15 protein-coding genes and 1 tRNA gene are annotated in these 16,750 nt (G+C 68.7%); 12 read left to right on the forward strand and 4 right to left on the reverse strand.

Annotated elements, in window-relative coordinates; all coding sequences use genetic code 11:
- Positions 1 to 73: 73 nt before the first annotated feature.
- A complete protein-coding gene (locus Q0833_RS16145; protein WP_298437363.1) occupies positions 74 to 964 on the forward strand; it encodes a lysophospholipid acyltransferase family protein in 891 nt (296 codons plus the stop codon).
- A 5-nt stretch (positions 965 to 969) separates the two neighbouring features.
- A complete protein-coding gene (locus Q0833_RS16150; protein ID WP_298437366.1) occupies positions 970 to 2,370 on the forward strand; it encodes an L-serine ammonia-lyase in 1,401 nt (466 codons plus the stop codon).
- A gap of 95 nt (positions 2,371 to 2,465) precedes the next feature.
- On the opposite strand, the gene Q0833_RS16155 is transcribed toward Q0833_RS16150, so the two are convergent.
- From Q0833_RS16155 to Q0833_RS16165, 3 genes are all read right to left on the reverse strand, one after another.
- A complete protein-coding gene (locus Q0833_RS16155) occupies positions 2,466 to 4,022 on the reverse strand; it encodes a glycosyltransferase family 2 protein (protein ID WP_298437369.1) in 1,557 nt (518 codons plus the stop codon).
- Positions 4,019 to 4,660 (reverse strand): FkbM family methyltransferase, encoded by a 642-nt coding sequence (locus Q0833_RS16160; protein WP_298437372.1) that lies wholly within the window; start codon positions 4,658 to 4,660, stop codon positions 4,019 to 4,021. Before Q0833_RS16160 ends, Q0833_RS16155 begins: the two co-directional genes overlap by 4 nt.
- Positions 4,661 to 4,722: 62 nt before the next feature.
- A complete protein-coding gene (locus Q0833_RS16165) occupies positions 4,723 to 5,772 on the reverse strand; it encodes a LacI family DNA-binding transcriptional regulator (RefSeq protein WP_298437375.1) in 1,050 nt (349 codons plus the stop codon).
- 92 nt (positions 5,773 to 5,864) lie between these two features.
- On the opposite strand from Q0833_RS16165, the gene Q0833_RS16170 reads away from it, so the two are divergent.
- The 6 genes from Q0833_RS16170 to urtE all read left to right on the forward strand — a co-directional run bounded on the left by Q0833_RS16170 (position 5,865) and on the right by urtE (position 12,247).
- Positions 5,865 to 5,938 (forward strand) — tRNA-Arg (locus tag Q0833_RS16170).
- A gap of 289 nt (positions 5,939 to 6,227) precedes the next feature.
- Entirely contained in the window at positions 6,228 to 7,499 is a 1,272-nt protein-coding gene (urtA, locus tag Q0833_RS16175) for an urea ABC transporter substrate-binding protein (RefSeq protein ID WP_298437378.1), read from the forward strand.
- Positions 7,500 to 7,616: 117 nt separating this feature from the next.
- Positions 7,617 to 9,554: an urea ABC transporter permease subunit UrtB gene (urtB, locus tag Q0833_RS16180; RefSeq protein ID WP_298437381.1), complete on the forward strand. Its 1,938-nt coding sequence runs from the start codon at positions 7,617 to 7,619 to the stop codon at positions 9,552 to 9,554.
- A 56-nt stretch (positions 9,555 to 9,610) separates the two neighbouring features.
- Complete coding sequence (gene urtC, locus Q0833_RS16185; RefSeq protein WP_298437384.1) at positions 9,611 to 10,816, forward strand: urea ABC transporter permease subunit UrtC; 1,206 nt, start codon at positions 9,611 to 9,613, stop codon at positions 10,814 to 10,816.
- Positions 10,813 to 11,565, forward strand: a complete 753-nt coding sequence (gene urtD / locus Q0833_RS16190; protein ID WP_298437387.1) for an urea ABC transporter ATP-binding protein UrtD — start codon at positions 10,813 to 10,815, stop codon at positions 11,563 to 11,565. The genes urtC and urtD overlap by 4 nt, the downstream gene beginning before the upstream one ends.
- On the forward strand, positions 11,558 to 12,247 hold the full coding sequence (gene urtE / locus Q0833_RS16195) for an urea ABC transporter ATP-binding subunit UrtE (protein WP_298437390.1): 690 nt from the start codon (positions 11,558 to 11,560) through the stop codon (positions 12,245 to 12,247). The genes urtD and urtE overlap by 8 nt, the downstream gene beginning before the upstream one ends.
- Positions 12,248 to 12,255: 8 nt before the next feature.
- Here the strand turns inward: urtE and Q0833_RS16200 are convergent, their stop codons facing one another.
- Complete coding sequence (locus tag Q0833_RS16200; protein ID WP_298437393.1) at positions 12,256 to 13,281, reverse strand: substrate-binding domain-containing protein; 1,026 nt, start codon at positions 13,279 to 13,281, stop codon at positions 12,256 to 12,258.
- A gap of 157 nt (positions 13,282 to 13,438) precedes the next feature.
- On the opposite strand from Q0833_RS16200, the gene Q0833_RS16205 reads away from it, so the two are divergent.
- From Q0833_RS16205 to Q0833_RS16220, 4 genes are all read left to right on the forward strand, one after another.
- Positions 13,439 to 13,633, forward strand: coding sequence for a hypothetical protein (locus Q0833_RS16205; protein WP_298437396.1), 195 nt, complete (start codon positions 13,439 to 13,441; stop codon positions 13,631 to 13,633).
- A 30-nt stretch (positions 13,634 to 13,663) separates the two neighbouring features.
- Positions 13,664 to 14,812: a TRAP transporter substrate-binding protein gene (locus Q0833_RS16210; protein ID WP_298437400.1), complete on the forward strand. Its 1,149-nt coding sequence runs from the start codon at positions 13,664 to 13,666 to the stop codon at positions 14,810 to 14,812.
- A gap of 77 nt (positions 14,813 to 14,889) precedes the next feature.
- Positions 14,890 to 15,405 carry a TRAP transporter small permease gene (locus Q0833_RS16215; protein ID WP_298437403.1) on the forward strand — a complete coding sequence of 172 codons (516 nt, stop codon included), beginning with the start codon at positions 14,890 to 14,892 and terminating at the stop codon, positions 15,403 to 15,405.
- An 11-nt stretch (positions 15,406 to 15,416) separates the two neighbouring features.
- Positions 15,417 to 16,748: a TRAP transporter large permease gene (locus Q0833_RS16220; RefSeq protein WP_298437406.1), complete on the forward strand. Its 1,332-nt coding sequence runs from the start codon at positions 15,417 to 15,419 to the stop codon at positions 16,746 to 16,748.
- Positions 16,749 to 16,750: the final 2 nt, after the last annotated feature.

The raw sequence follows: 16,750 nt of genomic DNA on the forward strand, positions 1-16,750 counted from the left end.
CCCGATCGCCGGCATCGGCGGCGGCTTGCCAGTATGGCTTGCCCCCGCCCCGGTCCTGCGGCACCCCGGCGGGATGGAGCAATTCCACTATCGCATTCAGGCCGGAGCGCTGCGCGCGCTGCTGGCGGCTGTGTCGGTGCTGCCCTTGGCGTGGCGGCGGGCGGTGGTCGGCGGCGTGACGGCGATGGCGGTGCGGCTGATCCCGACGCTGCGGCGGCGCGCGGCCGAGAACATCGCCCTGATCCATCCCGAGATGCCCGCGCCCGACCAGCGGGCCCTGACCGTGCGGGCGGCCCGCAATCTCGGGCGGACGCTGACCGGGATCTGGTTCAACGACGACCTGGCCGCCGAGGTCGCGGATATCCGCGCCGAGGGGCCGGGACTGGACGCGCTCCGGGCCGCCGATGCGGACGGTCGGGGTGCGGTGATCGTCTCGGGTCATTTCGGCCAGTGGGAGGCGATCCGCCATGTCCTCAAGCGCGAGGGGCTGGAGACGGGCGCGCTCTACCGGCCGAACAACAACCCCTATTACGAGCCGATCTTTCGCGCCGGGATCGAACGCGGCGGCGCGCCGATCATCCCGAAGGGCGCGCCGGGGATGCGCGTGCTGCTGCGCCATCTGAAGGGGGGCGGCCGCGTTGCGCTCCTGCCCGATCAATACGTGACCGATGGCATCTGGCTGCCCTTCCTGGGCGAGCCCGCGATGACCTCGCCGGTCGCGGCCGAACTTGCGCTGCGCTACGGCGTGCCGCTGGTCCCGGCCTTCGCCCCTTGGGAGGACGGGCATCTGCGGGTCGTCATCGAAGCCCCGATCCCGGCATCGGACGCGGCCACGATGATGCGGGCGTTCAACGACCGGCTCGGGTCGTGGGTGACGCGCCACCCGTCGCAATGGCACTGGTTGCACCAGCGCTGGAAATACTACCCCTTCAACGAAGAGGGCCGGGACGCGGCCCGGGAGTAGGCGGCATGTTCCTGAGCATCTTCGACATCTTCAAACCGGGCATCGGGCCGTCCTCGTCGCACACGATGGGGCCCATGGTAGCCGCCGCACGGTTCCTCGCGGCGCTGCGTGGCGGCGCCGAGCCCGAGCCCGGCGCCGGCCCCCCCGCCCGGCTGGAAGCGGTGCTGCACGGCTCGCTTGCCTGGACGGGCAAGGGGCACGCCACCGACCACGCCGTCCTGCTGGGCCTTCTGGGCTTCGATCCGGCAACCGTCGACATGGACGCGGCCGAGGCGGCGCTGGACGATCTGCGCCGAACCGGCCGCGTCGCCCCCGAAGGCCTGCCCGAGATGGCGCTCGACCCCGAGGCGGGCGTCATCTTCGATTGCGGCCCGCCGCTGCCCGGCCATGCCAACGGCCTAATCCTCCGGGCCTTCGACGAACGCGACAACCTGCGATTGGAGGAGACGTATTACTCCGTCGGCGGCGGATTCGTCGCGACCGCGCGCGAACTGACCGAACCCGGCGACCTCCATGCCGAAAAGGAAGCGGCAGGCTATCCCTATCCGTTCGGCTCCGCCGCCGAGATGCTGGCGATGGCGGCCGCCTCCGGCCAGAGCATCGCAGAGATGAAATGGGCCAACGAGTCCGTGCTCACCCCCGAGGCGCAACTTGGCACGCGGATCGACGGGATCTGGTCCGCGATGGATGGCTGCATCGACCGGGGGCTCGGGGTCGGTGGCATCCTGCCGGGCGGGCTGAACGTCAAGCGGCGCGCCCGTGCGATCCATGCCCAGCTTCAGGACGAGGCGGGCCTGAACCTCGCGCAGCCGCATGTCGTGAACGACTGGCTCTCGGTCTATGCGATGGCCGTGAACGAGGAGAACGCAGCCGGCGGCCGGGTCGTCACCTCGCCCACCAACGGCGCCGCCGGAGTCGTGCCAGCGGTGATCCGCTACTACCGCGATCATTGCGTCGGGGCGACGCCCGAGGGCATCCGGACCTTCCTTCTGACGGCGGCGGCGATCGGCGGGCTGATCAAGCACAACGCGTCGATCTCGGGTGCGGAGGTCGGCTGTCAGGGCGAGGTCGGATCGGCCTCGGCGATGGCGGCGGCGGGGATATGCGCCGCCTTGGGTGGCACACCCGCGCAGGTCGAGAACGCCGCCGAGATCGCGCTGGAGCATCACCTCGGCATGACCTGCGACCCGGCAGCGGGCCTCGTGCAGGTGCCCTGCATCGAGCGGAACGGGCTGGGCGCGATCAAGGCGGTCTCGGCCGCGTCGCTCAGCCTGCGCGGGGACGGCACCCATTTCATGCCGCTGGACAATTGCATCGAGGCGATGCGCCAGACCGGCATCGACATGAGCGAGAAGTACAAGGAAACGAGCCAGGGCGGGCTGGCGGTCAACCTGCCGGAATGTTGACGTCGCCGGGGGGCTGGCCCCCCGGACCAAGACTATAGCCGGGGGGCCAGCCCCCCGGACCCCCCCGGCATACTTGAGGAGCAAAGAGAGGCGCGTCACTCGGTGGCGGCGCGTTCCTCGCGGTCCTTCAGTTCGTCCCAGAGCGCGCGGTAGCGCGGCTCGGCCATCAGTGTCTCGAATTGTTCGCGATGCCACTCGATCCCGAGACGGTGGAGGCGGCGCAGGCGGCGATCGCCAGTCAGCGCCGCCATCTCCTCGGCGAATCCCGGCACCCCCGCCACGAGGCTCTCGTCCCGCCCGCCGTTGAGGTTCCACTTGTCCCAGTAGTCGAGACCCAGATCCTCGTTGATGTGATTGGCGCGCCCGCGGTTCTTCTTGAGGATGTAGGCCTCGAGCGAGCGGAGCGGGTAATGGTGCATATAGGCCGTCTCGTCGCAGCCGCCCCACTTGATCGACCACGTCTTCGAGGGGTTCATCTTCTCGCTGATGTCCTCGCCAGAGGGGGACTTCCAGACCAGCTTGTCCTGCCAGTCGGGCGCGACGCGGGGCCGGTGCAGGCCGATATGGTACATCGCCTCGTAGCGGCGGAACATGGTCTTGACGTCGCGCTTGCGGCGGCCGCCCCGGCCTGGCGCCTTCTCGCAGGCGGTGAACTGGGCGGTGATCGGCACGTCGCGGAACGCCTCGATGCCGCCATTGCCGAAGATCTTCCACGGGAAGCTGACAACGTCGGTCTCGGCACCGAGCTCGGCCAGGAGGCCCTGTATGGTGCCATCGGCCGAGCGGACATTGATGAACTCGTCGACATCCGCGATCAGGATCCACGTCGCCTTGTGGCGCAGCACGTGGTCCCGCGCCCATTTTAGCGCCGACTTGTGCGGCCCGCGCGACAGCACCGTGTTTACCACGTGCCGAACGCCGCCCAACTCCTCGATCCGGTCGAGGATGGGGTCGGTCGTGTCCTCGCAATCGTTGGTGTAGACGAGGAAATCCGTAAACCCGATGGCCCGGTGATGCGCCACCCATTCGAGGATGTAGGGCGCCTCGTTCTTCATCGTCGAAATGACGAGAAACCGCTCGTCGGTGGGGCGCGGCGCCAGCGTGACCGTCTCGGGCAGGATGATGGCCCAATATTGCCCCTTCTGGTGCAGCTCGGCCCCGGGCAGGCGTTCGATCAGATCGCCCACCGCCTCGCGCACCGGCCGCCCGAGCTCGCCCGCCCAGTGCCAACCGCCGCCCGCGATGGTGCCCCCCGGGCGCACCACGCGACAGCCGGCCTCCAGATCGGCGAGGATCACGTCGTACTGCTTGTTGCCGTCGAGCCAGAGCCAGTCGAGCACCCCATCCCGCATAGCCGCCAGCGCCTCGGTCGAGGTCTCGCGCCGGATGGTCGCGTCGGGATGGGCGGCGCGGACCTGCGCCAGCTGGTCGTCCCGCTCGGATTGCGGGGCGGTGTAGTTCAGCGGCCGGGCGTCCTGTTCGGCGTCCTTCGCCCAAGGGTCGATCAGCGTCAGCGCGGCGGGCTGCGCGATCCGGACCAGTTCGGCGGTGTGACGGCCGTCATGGGTCCCGACCTCCGCCCCGCGCCCGCCGACGGGCAAGTGCCCCATCGCGTCGAGCCCGTTCTGGCGCACGGCACCACGCCCGGTCACGACGCGTCCTTCGGCGCCATGTCGAAGCGCGAATCGTCGGCAGGAATGAAGAGCACGTCCGAGAAGCGCGGCGCGCGCGTCAGGCCGCTGAGAAAGCTGTGCGCCTCGAAGCCATGTTCGGCCATGAATGCGATCACCTCCGAGAAGCGATAGCCGCCGTCGAACCGCTTCTTGATCGAGGTCTCGGCGATGACGAACTCGCAGCGCGCCAGCGTGTCGGTGGCCCCGCGCAGCACCTCCAGCTCGTGGCCCTCGGTGTCGATCTTGAGGCCAAGCGGCCCCTCCAGGTCGGCGGTCAGACTGTCGAGCGTGACGACCTCCACCTCGCGCGATGTGACGGTCTCGTCGGCATCCATGCGTGTGCCCACAGTGGACCGCGCCAGGCGTCCCGGCTCGACATCCATCCGAAAGCTGCCCGGCGCGGCCCCCAGCGCGACGACATGGAAGGTGTAATCCAGCTTTGGCCAGAGCTTGGCCACGCTCTCGCGGCTCTCCTCCAAGGGATCGACCAGCACGAACTTGCGATCCGGCCAGGCCTCGTAGAGGAACGGCGTCCCGTTCAGGACACCCACGTCGATGATGGTGCGGGCCTCGAAGCCGTAGCGCCGCATGTAGCGCGGCGTCATCTTGTCGGGCATCGCCATATGCCGTCGTCCCTTCTGCTCATCCCGGTCTCTGCCGGACTGGGCGGGACGTTACCTCACGCCCCGGTCTCCGTCGAGCCGGGCAGCGGGCGCATCGTGTCGCCCGGCAGGAAGGTCGGCACCAGCTCGACCCGGCGGTCGTCGCCGTCGAACACGTGGCTACCCGCCACGATCTGCGCCGCGACGCGCCCCGCCTCGCGGCGACGGCTGTCCACAGTGGCGAGCCGGCGCGGCAGGCCGCCGAGCAGGTCGAACGCGTTGAACCCCGCCATCCCCAGCGCACCGCCGACATCGTGTCCCCGCTCGAGCGCGTAGAGCATACCCCCCGCGCCGGTCAGGTCGTTGGTGTAGAAGAGAAAGTCGAGATCCGGCGTCCGATCGAGCATCGCCGCCGTCATCTCGCGACCCTTGGCGAAGCCCGAAAACCCGTCATAGGCCATCTGGTCGGCCACCGCGATGCCCGCCTCCGACAGCGCGCGCTCCAGCCCCTCGATCCGCTTCCGGGCGCGGTGGTCGCCATGCATCTTCGTGCCCAGCACGCCGACACGGGCGTAGCCCCGCGTCGCGATCTCGGTGCCGACCTGGTAACCCGCGCGCCAGTGGCTGATCCCGACGGCGGCATCGACGGGCTCGCCGTCGACATCCATCACCTCGACCACCGGAACGCCTGCATTGGCCAGCATCGCGCGCGACGCCTCGGTATGCTCGAGCCCCGCGATGACGACGCCCGTCGGCCGCCAGGACAGCATCTCGAAGAGGACGCGCTCTTCCTTTTCGGGATCGTAGCCCGTGGCGCCGACGACCGGCTGCAGCCCGGTGCCCTCGAGCGCCTCCTCGACGCCGGCGAGCATCTCGGGAAAGACGAGGTTCGATAGGCTGGGCACGATGACCGCGACGAGGTTCACCCGGCTCGATGCCAAAGCACCCGCGATCTTGTTGGGCACGTAGCCCAGACGCTTGGCCGTCTCGATGACCTTCTCGCGGGTCTTGGCGCTGACATCGCCGCGATTGCGCAGCACGCGGCTGACGGTCATCTCGCTGACGCCGGACGCCTCGGACACGTCGCGAAGCGTCAGGTGCTGGTGGCGGGTGTTCCTGCGGGACAAATCGGGCTCCGGTCCGGGCGCGTCTGGCCCCCGTGTAGCCCGCCCGCCCATCGGTGGACAAGCGCGCGCCGCGAGCGCTATCAGCGGGGCGGGGTCCCGTGGCTCAATTGGATAGAGCAGCCCCCTCCTAAGGGGCAGGTTGCAGGTTCGAATCCTGCCGGGATCGCGCCGACTTCGATCCGGACGGCCGCTGGCAAGCGGTGGCCGACGGAACCGAACGCCGCGAGTGTGCCGGGCCATGTCCTGAGGGCCCCGCCCCGCGCTCCTGACTGTGCGAAATGGCCGCCCGGTCGCATCGGCGACTTTCCGCGCTGCCCAATCCGATCCCGTCCACGCCCCGATCTGCCGCTTATTTCCGCATCTCGCTGCAACGCGGCATCGCGGCGGCGCCCGGCGCTTGGACCGGACGTTCCCGCGACGGCAGCGTGCGGACGCCAACAACCGGAGTGTCTGCCATGTCCAAACCCATCCTGATCGCCGCGGCCCTCGCGCTGCCCGCCCTGCCCGCCCTCGCACAGGACTGTCCGGTCAAGGTCGGCGTCCTGCACTCGCTGTCGGGGACGATGGCCATCTCCGAGACGACGCTGAAGGACACCGTCGAGATGCTGGTCGATCAGCAGAACGAGGCAGGGGGCCTCTTGGGTTGCGAGATCGAGGCCGTCGTCGTCGATCCGGCCTCCGACTGGCCGCTCTTTGCCGAGAAGGCGCGCGAGCTTCTGACCGTCGAGGAGGTGGACGTGATCTTCGGCTCCTGGACCTCCGTCAGCCGCAAATCCGCACTCCCCGTGCTCGAGGAGCTGAACGGGCTGATGTTCTACCCCGTGCAATACGAGGGCGAGGAAAGCTCGAAGAACGTCTTCTACACCGGGGCCGCGCCCAACCAGCAGGCGATCCCGGCGGTCGACTACTTCCTCGACGAACTGGGTGTGGAGCGGTTTGCGCTTCTGGGCACCGACTACGTCTATCCGCGCACGACGAACAACATCCTCGAAGCCTATCTGAAGTCGAAGGGCGTCGCCGAGGAGGATATCTTCGTCAACTACACCCCGTTCGGTCACTCGGACTGGGCGACCATCGTCGGCGACGTGGTCGAGATGTCCGAGGACGGCCGCCAGGTCGGCGTGATCTCGACCATCAACGGCGACGCCAATATCGGCTTCTACAAGGAGCTCGCCGCCTCCGAGGTCTCGGCCGACGATATCCCCGTCGTGGCCTTCTCGGTGGGTGAAGAGGAGCTCAGCGGCCTCGACACGACCGATCTCGTCGGCCACCTCGCGGCGTGGAACTACTTCCAGTCCGCCGAGAGCGACGCCAACGATGAGTTCGTGGCCGCATGGAAGGCCCGGATGGGCGACGACCGCGTGACCAACGATCCGATGGAGGCGCATTACATCGGCTTCAACATGTGGGTGAACGCGGTCGAGGCGGCAGGCACCACCGATGTCGATGCGGTGCGAGAGGCGATGTACGGGCAGGAGTTCCCGAACCTCACGGGCGGCACGGCGGTGATGCTGCCGAACCACCACCTCGCGAAACCGGTGCTGATCGGCGAGATCACCGAGGACGGCCAGTTCGACATCATCTCGCAGACCACCGAGGTCGAGGGCGATGCCTGGACCGATCACCTGCCGGAATCGGCGGTGCTGACCTCCGACTGGCCGGGTCTCGGCTGCGGGATGTACAACACCGAGACCGAGAGCTGCGTGCAGATCCAGTCCAACTACTGACCGCATCGGGGCGGCCGGTCTGCGGCCGCCCTCCACGACCAAGAACCGGCGGGCGGGGGATACCCCGCTATCCGGCATTTCCGGCGGGGCGACCCGCCCGACGGGGGATCCTGCTCCATGCGCCTTCTGCTCGCCTTCGCGATGTTCCTCGCCGTGGCGGTCCCCGTATCTGCACAGCAAGGGCCGATCCAGACCCTGCTCCAGACCCATGCCGACGACATCGCCAAACCCTCGCGGCGGACGATCCAGCCGGTGCTCGACGATCTCGCGGCATCGGGTCTGCCGGGCATGACGGCGTTCCTCGAAGGCTGGGCCGATCGCGGCATCGTCCAGCGAGAGGCGGATGGTCTCTTCTTCTTCGGCGACCGCGCCGGTGACGCCTACGCCCTCCGCTCGGTCGAGGATGGCGGCGATGCGGGCGAGATCGGACGCCGCGATGCATCGCAGCTGCGGCCCAACGCCGGCGTCCGCCGGCTGATCGCGACCAGTCTCGTGCAGTTCCAGCTCAGCGATCCCGATCCGGATCGCCGCCGCGCGGCGCTTGACGCGCTCGGGCGCAACCCGACCCCCGACCTGCTGGCGCCGCTTCGCGCCTCCATCGAGGGCGAGGAGAACCGGTCCATCCGCGCCCGGAAGGAGGCGCTCGACCGGCTGATCACCATCCGCTTCGGCACCGATCCCGCGCTCAGGCTCGAGGCGATCGACTGGATGGCAGACCAGGTCTCGATCGAGGCCCGCGCGGCGCTCAACGCCGTCCTGACGACCAAAACGATCGTCGGCGCGCCGGAGGCCGGGGCCAACGTGGCGCGCATCCTCGAACTCGGCACCGATATCGACGAAGCGAACGCGCTCGCGCGTCTGGCGCAAGAGGACATCGTGCCCGACGGCGTCACCCGTGCCGACCGCGACGCCGCGCTGATCGCGGCGCTCGACGGCGGCGCGGTCGCGGGCCTCCCCGTGGCGCAGCTCGACACCGAGGCCGCGCGCTGGACGGCCTATGACCGGCTGGTCGAGGCGGGCACCGCGCCCGCGCGCCCCGCCCCCGACGCCGCCGCGGCCCTGATTGCCGCCAACCCCATTACCGAGATCTACGACGAACCCGATCCCGCCATCACCGACGCCGCCCGCGCCGCCCTGGCCGAGGTCGAGGCCCGCGTTGGGCGTGCGCAGGCCGCCGATCTGGGCCTCGACGCGCTGAGCCTCGCCTCGATCTACTTCCTGGCGGCCATCGGTCTCGCCATCACCTTCGGGGTCATGGGCGTCATCAACATGGCCCATGGCGAATTCATCATGATCGGCGCCTATACCGGCTATGTCGTGCAGCGCTTCGTGCCCGACTACACGGCCTCGCTGGTGATCGCGCTGCCGCTCGCGTTCCTCGTGGCCGCCGCCGCAGGAGTGGCGCTGGAGCGGCTGGTGATCCGGCACCTCGCGCACCGCCCGCTCGAGACGCTGCTGGCGACCTTCGGTATCTCGGTGGCACTCCAGCAGGTCTTCAAGAACATCTTCGGCACGCAAGCTGTCCCCCTGACCTCGCCCGACTGGCTGGCGGGGGCATGGGTGCTCAACGACGTGGTCGGCATTTCCTATATCCGCATCGCGATCTTCGTCATCGCACTGGTGTTCCTCGCCCTCCTCGTCTGGATCCTGCGGCGCACACGCCTCGGGCTCGAGGTCCGCGCGGTCACCCAGAACCCCGGCATGGCCGCGTCGCTCGGGATCGACCCCGACCGGGTCGGCATGGCGACCTTCGCGCTGGGCTCGGGGATCGCGGGCGTGGCGGGCGTGGCCATCGGCCTCTTCGGGCAGGTCACCTCCGAGATGGGCACCGGCTACATCGTCCAGTCCTTCATGACCGTCGTCGTGGGCGGCGTCGGTTCGGTCTTCGGCACGCTGGCGGGCGCGGGGCTGATCGGCGGGCTCCAGAAGGGAATCGAGTGGCTGAACCCGTCGAACACACTGGCGGCGCAAACCTACATGATCCTCTTCATCATCCTCTTCATCCAGGTCCGTCCACGCGGCATCGTCGCCCAGAAGGGGAGGTTCGTGCAGTGACCGACGCGACTGCACCCTCCGCGCCTCCCACGCCCGGAACACGGCGCCGCCCGCTCATGGCGCGCATAGACGTCATGGTCGTCCTCGCGGCGCTCGCGCTCCTGACCATCGCGGTCACGCTGATGGCCTCGGCCGGGCTCGTCTCGACCTCCTTCGTCAAGCTTCTGGGCAAGACGCTCTGCCTCTGCCTCGCCGCACTCGCCTTCGACCTGGTGTGGGGCTACACCGGCATCCTCAGCCTCGGACATTTCGCGTTCTTCGGGATCGGCGGCTACGCGATCGGCATGTGGCTGATGTGGGACCGGACCGAGGGGATCGTCGCCGAGACGCTGGCCCGCGCGCCCCTGCCCCCGACACCCCTCGAACTCGAAGAGGCCATCGGCACGCAGATCTTCGGCGTCGTCGGCTCGTCCGAGATCCCGTGGCTCTGGGCCTTCGCGTCGTCGCTGCCGCTGCAACTGGCCTTCGCGGTGCTCGTCCCCGGTCTCATGGCGTTGATCTTCGGCTGGCTGGCGTTCCGCAGCCGGGTCGCGGGCGTCTATCTCTCGATCCTCACGCAGGCGGGCACGCTGGCGCTGTCGCTTTGGCTCTTCCAGAACGACAGCGGCCTTCGCGGCAATAACGGCCTCTCGGGGCTGCAGAACATCCCCGGCCTCTCGGACGTGCCCCAGCGCGTCATCTCGCTCTGGTTCCTCTGGGCCTCGGCGCTGGCGCTGGGCCTCGGCTACCTCCTCGCGGTCTGGGTGGTCTCGGGCCGTTTCGGCTCGGTCCTGCGCGGCATTCGCGACGACGAGGCGCGGGTCCGGTTCCTTGGCTACGAGGTCGAGCATTACAAGCTCGCCATCTTCACCGGCACCGCAATGGTCACGGGGCTGGCGGGGGCGCTCTACTATCCGCAGGCGGGCATCGTGAACCCGGCCGAGATCGCGCCCATCGCGTCGATCTACCTCCCCGTCTGGGTCGCCATAGGCGGGCGCGGACGGCTCTATGGCGCGGTGATCGGGGCGGCGGTCGTGTCGCTGGCCTCGTCGTGGTTCACCGGCGGCGGCGCACCCGATATCGATCTCGGCTTCTACGAAATCCGCTGGACCGACTGGTGGCTCGTGCTGTTGGGCCTCAGCTTCGTGCTCGTCACGCTTTTCGCGCCCAAGGGCCTCGGCGGGCTGGTCGATCTCTGGACCGACCGCCGCGCGGCGCGCACGCGCCAGGGCGATTTCGGACCGGATGTCGGATCACGACGAGCCGAGGAGGAACAGCCATGAGCGCGCTTCTCGAGGTGTCCGGCGTCACCAAGAGCTTCGACGGCTTCAAGGCCATCGACAATCTCTCCTTCTCGGTGGGCGAGCCGGAACTGCGCGCCATCATCGGCCCGAACGGCGCGGGCAAGACGACCTTCATGGACCTCGTGACCGGCAAGACCCGGCCCGATAGCGGCTCCATCCGCTACGGCGAGCTGTCGCGCGACCTGACCCGCATGTCCGAGGCGCGCATCGCCCGCGCGGGCATCGGGCGGAAGTTCCAGAAGCCCACCGTCTTCGAGGACCAGACCGTGGCCGAGAACCTCGCCATGGCGCTCGCCTCGCCCCGCGCGCCCTTCACGGTTCTGACCCGCCGCCCGCCAATGGGCGAGCGCACCACCGAGATCGCGAACCGCGTCGGGCTCGCCGCCCGGCTGGACGACCGCGCGGCGATCCTGTCCCATGGCCAGAAACAATGGCTCGAGATCGGCATGCTGCTTGCGCAGGAGCCGCGGCTGCTGCTGGTGGATGAACCCGCCGCTGGCATGACCGCAGCCGAGCGCGAGCGGACGACAGCCATGCTGAAGGAGGCCGCGAAGACCCGCGCCGTCGTCGTGATCGAGCATGACATGGAGTTCGTGCGCCGCCTCGATTGCCGGGTGACGGTCCTTCACGAAGGGCGCGCACTGGCCGAGGGGTCGCTCGACCACGTCTGCGCCGACAGCCGCGTCATCGACGTCTATCTAGGACGCCCCGAGGCCGCCGATGCTTGAGGCGCGCGGCATCACCCTCGACTACGGCGGCAGCCGGATCCTCCACGGCATCGATCTCGTAGCCGAGACCGGACGCATCACTTGCGTCATGGGGTTGAACGGGACGGGCAAGACCTCGCTTCTGAAGGCCATCGCGGGGCGGCATCCCGCGGGCGGGACCGTGACGCTGGACGGCGCTGTCTTGCCGCCCGGCGCGCGCGACCGGGCGCGCGCGGGCATCGCCTACGTGCCGCAGGGGCGCGAAGTCTTCCCGCAGCTCACCGTGGCCGAGAACCTCGCCACCGCCTTTGCGTGCCTACCCAAGGACGCGCGCCGCGTGGATGACGAGATCTACGACCTGTTTCCGGTCCTCAAGGAGATGCGGGGGCGGCGCGGCGGCGACCTCTCGGGCGGGCAGCAACAGCAGCTCGCCATTGCGCGGGCACTGGTAACGCGGCCCCGCGTCCTTCTGCTCGACGAGCCGACCGAGGGCATCCAGCCCAATATCATAGCCCAGATCGGGCGCGTGGTCGCAGGGCTGAGGGATCGGGGCGACATGGCCATCGTGCTGGTCGAGCAGCGGTTCGACTTCGCGTGGGGTCTCGCGGATCGCATCGTCGCGCTCCGGCGCGGCTCGGTCCTGCGCGACGAGGCGCGCGTCGGGGCCTCGCGGGAGGACGTGCTGGCCGACGTCTCGGTCTGACGGGCCCCTCAGCCCGGCACCGGCCCCAACGTTCCCCGCAGCACCACCGTCGCCTCCAGCTCGACCGAGGGTCCGTCGATCGTGCGCGCACCCACCATGTCCACCAGCAGCCCGGCCGCGCGGCGCCCCATCTCGCGGTGGGGGACGTGAACCGTCGTCAGCGGCGGATCGGCCACGGTGGCCAGATCGATATCGTCGAAGCCGGTGATCGATACGTCCCGCGGCACCGACAGACCGCGCAGCCGTGCCGCGCGCATCGCTCCCACCGCCAACACGTCGTTGCCGCACATCACGGCCGTTGGCGGGGTCGCGCAGTTCATCAGCGCGTCGAAGGCCACGCCCCCCTCGGCGACACCGTAGATCGTCTCGATGCAGAGCTCCGGCGCCAAGGGCGCGCCCGCCGCCGCCAGCATCCGGCGGATGCCGGCCAGACGGTCGCGCGCCCGGTCGTTGCCCACGGTGTCGGCCGAGATCACACCGATCCGGCGGTGCCCCTCGTCCAGAACGGCGCGCGCCAGCCGCGCCATTGCGGCGGCGTTGTCGAAGCCGATCGCCGGCAGGCGGCCGGGTCCCGGATCATGGGCCCATGCGACCAGCGCGGGAATGCCCCGCGCCGCCAGCACCTCGGTCACGGCCGGGTCGCGGTGGTGGCCGATCAACAGAAGACCGTCGGTCCCCCGCGCGGCCAGCGTCCGAATCTGCTCGGCCTCGAGCGCCTCGCGGTAGGAAGAGGACGCAACCAGAAGCGTGTAGCCCCGCGCGTCGAGTTCCTCCTGAAACGCCTGCAGGCCGCGCGCGAAGATCGCGTTCTCCATGGTGGGGATTACGGCGCCGATCATGCCAGATCGCCGCGCGGCAAGCGCACGGGCCGCCGTATTGGGCGCGTAGCCCAGCGCCGCGACCGCATCGAGCACCCGCGCCCGCGTTCCCGGCGACACCCGGTCAGGCGCATTCAGGCAGCGCGAGACCGTCGCCGCCGACACGCCGGCGCGCAGGGCGACATCCGCCAGCTTGGCCGGGGGGTCGGCATTCATATGCACGATTCTGAAAACATGAGATTCCTCCACGCGCATGTTCGCCCGCCGCACAAAGAAACGCCACCGATTGATGAAAGCGCTTGCACGAATCTTATGAAAGCGCTTTCATCGGGGCGACCGACCGGTCACCACCGACGCTTGGGAGGGCTTCGGAATGGCACTCATCATCGCAGCGATTTTCCTCGCAGCCTTCGTGACCAACGTGGTCATGGGCTCGGTCGCGGGGGACGCACCCTTGGGCAACGTGGCCGAAATGCTGCTGCTGCTGACCGCGGCCGTGGCGTTCACCGTCGCGATCCTGCGGCGCGAGGCAGATGCCAAGGCCAAGGCGCGACCGGACGACGACTGACGACCCAACCATCCACCAGGGAGGAACGAGATGGACACCAAACGCGACGAGCTGGCCTCCGCCGAGCGCCGCAATTTTCTCAAGCTGACGGGGACCGGTGCGTTCACCGCCGCGATGGTCGCGGGGGGCGCGGGCCTTCTGTGGTCCGACGCCGCCGTGGCCCAGACCCAGAACGAGGAGCGCGAGCGCGAAGCCGCCGCCGAACACACCATGACGATCGCGACGGCCTACGTGCTCGGCGCGTCGCGCAGCTATCCGATCATGCAGCTCGACCTCAAGGAGAACATCCAGAACTCCACCGGCGGCAAGGTCTACGTCAAGCTGGCCCCCGGCGGTCAGCTCGGGGCGGGCGGCGCGCTGGTGCAGGCCGTGCAGGGCGGCACCATCCAGGCCGCGCAGCACTCGATCTCGAACTTCGCGCCCTTCGCGCCGATCACCGACCTGATCAACATGCCGTATCTCTGCGGCTCCAATCAGCGGTTCACCAACCTCGTGCATTCGGATGTCTGGGCGCAGGAAGTGAACCCCAAGGTCGAGGAAGCCGGCTTCAAGCCGCTCTTCTACGTCAATATCGACCCGCGGGTCGTCGCGGTCCGCGCCGGTGGCGCCGGTCCCGTGCTGACGCCGAGCGACCTTTCGGGCGTGAAGTTCCGCGTGCCCGGCTCGGAGATGCTGCAGCAGTACTATCGCATGGTCGGCGCCAACCCGACGCCGGTGGCCTGGGGCGAGACGCCCTCGGCGATCAAGCAGGGCGTGGCCGACGCGCTCGATCCTTCGGTCGGTGCGCTCTACGTGTTCGGCTTCAAGGACATCCTGAGCCACGTCACCTTCACGCAGGCGGTCCCGGACAGTCAGGTCTATTCGTGCAACCTCGAGTGGTTCAACTCGATGCCCGCCGATGTGCAGGACGGCATTATGGAGGCCTCGGAGTTCTCGCGGCACCAGAACCTCGCCAAGGTCCCCTCGGCCCGCGCCTATGCCATGGCCGAGCTGATGAAGGCCAACGTGGAGTTCCACAGCCTCAGCGACGATCAGCTGGCCGAATGGCAGGATGCCGGCGGCTACCAGAATTCCGACTGGGACAGCTTCAAGATGGAGCTGGCGGGGTCGATGGACACCTTCGCCAAGCTCGAGGAAGCCGCCGGAACCCAAGGCCGCTACTACGTGCACGACGCCTGATCGGCGCCACCTCGCACCTGACGCGCGGCCCCCGATCCGGGGCCGCGCACCCCACCCCACTGCCCGAAGGACGCGCCATGCGACCGATCATTCAGGCCCTCGACAAGAACGCCGAACGCTGGGCGCTTCTGGTCTTCTACGTGATGCTCGTCGGCACGATGTTCATCGAAGTCGTCCGCCGCGAGGTCTTCTCCTACTCCTCGATCTGGGGCGAGGAGATCGTCCGCTACAGCTTCATCTATCTCGCCTGGATCGGGGCCGCCGCCGCCGTCCGCGAACGCGGCCATATCCGCATCGACGTGCTGATGAACTACGTCCCGCCGCGCGTGAAGGCGGCGCTCTACATCCTCGGCGACCTCGTGATGTTCTTCGTCGCGGCCATCGCCTTTTACTGGTCTCTGGAGACGGCGCTCGTCTCGGCCAAGTTCGGCTCGGTGACCCACGGCCTGCGCATCAGCCAGGTCTGGTTCCTGATGGCGGTCCCCATCGGCTTCGGCCTGATGATGTTCCGGCTCATCCAATCCTTCCTGCGCGATCTGCGCGACCTTCGGGACGGACGCGCCGTCTACGAGGGTGACAAGCTCTTCGACTGAGGGGACGCGCCATGCTCTGGAACCAGCTTCAGGAACAGACGGTCATCCTGGGATGGGACTTCTACGTTCCCGTGATCCTCTTCGTCCTGCTCGTCGCCCTCGCCGTGCCCGTTTGGGCCGCGATCGGCGTCGCCGCCATCTCGATGCTCATGCTCTCCGGCGCGCTGCCGCTCAGCCTCGTGGGCGAGAGCCTGTTTCACGGGATCGACCACTTCGCGCTGACGGCCGTGCCGCTCTTCATCCTGACGGGCGACGTGCTGGTGCGGACCGGCCTCAGCCGCAAGTTCCTCGACGTGGCCGAGGCTCTGACCTGCTGGGCCAAGGGCGGCTTCGGCTCGGCCACGGTCCTCGTCTGCGGCATGTTCGCCGCCATCTCGGGCTCGGACGCCGCGGGCGCGGCCGCCGTCGGTCGGATGACGATCGACCGCCTGGTCGAGAGCGGCTACCCCCGGCCCTATGCCTGCGCCCTCGTCGCCGCGGGTGCCTGTACCGGCATCCTCATCCCGCCTTCGATCGCCTATATCATCATCGGCCTCGTCCTCGGCATTTCGGCCTCGACGCTGTTCCTCGCCGCGCTGATCCCCGGCCTCTGCATCCTCGTGTCGATTCTCGTGACCAACATCGTCATGAACCGCCTCAACCTCTGGGAGGGCGGCGGCATCCTGACCACGGGCGAATGGGCCGCCAATCTGGGTCGGGCGCTGAAGTCGGGCTGGTACGCCTTCATCGTCCCCGGCATCATCTTCTACGGCATCTTCTCGGGGCGCCTGACCCCGACCGAAGCCGGCGCCGTGGCCGTTGTCGTGACGATCCTGATGGGTTTCGGCCTGCGCACCCTGAAGCTGTCGGATTTCCCGGCGATGCTGGTCTCCTCGGCCAAGGTCAACGGCGTCATCCTGCCCATCATCGCCTTCTCCCTGCCGCTCGCGCAGGCGCTCGCGATCATGGGCGTGCCGCAGGGCTTCGTGACCGCCGTCACCTCGCTGACCGAAGATCCGACGCTCCTGATCCTCCTGATGGTCGGCATCCTGATCGCTGCCGGCTGCGTCATGGAGACGACGCCGAACATCGTCATCCTCGCGCCGATCCTGAAGCCGCTGGCCGACAATATCGGCATGAACGAGATCCAGTTCTGCATCATGATGATCACCGCGCTGGGCGTCGGTTTCATCACGCCGCCCCTTGGCCTCAACCTCTTCGTGGTGTCCGGGATCACGGGCGAGTCGATCCTCAAGATCGCATGGCGCGCCATTCCCTTCGTGTTCTTCATGCTGATCGTGACGTTGATCATCGCGCTCTATCCGCCGATCTCCACCGCGCTCCTGCCCGACATCTACAAGTGAGG

The sequence above is a fragment of the uncultured Jannaschia sp. genome (genome assembly GCF_947503795.1).
Classification (GTDB): domain Bacteria; phylum Pseudomonadota; class Alphaproteobacteria; order Rhodobacterales; family Rhodobacteraceae; genus Jannaschia.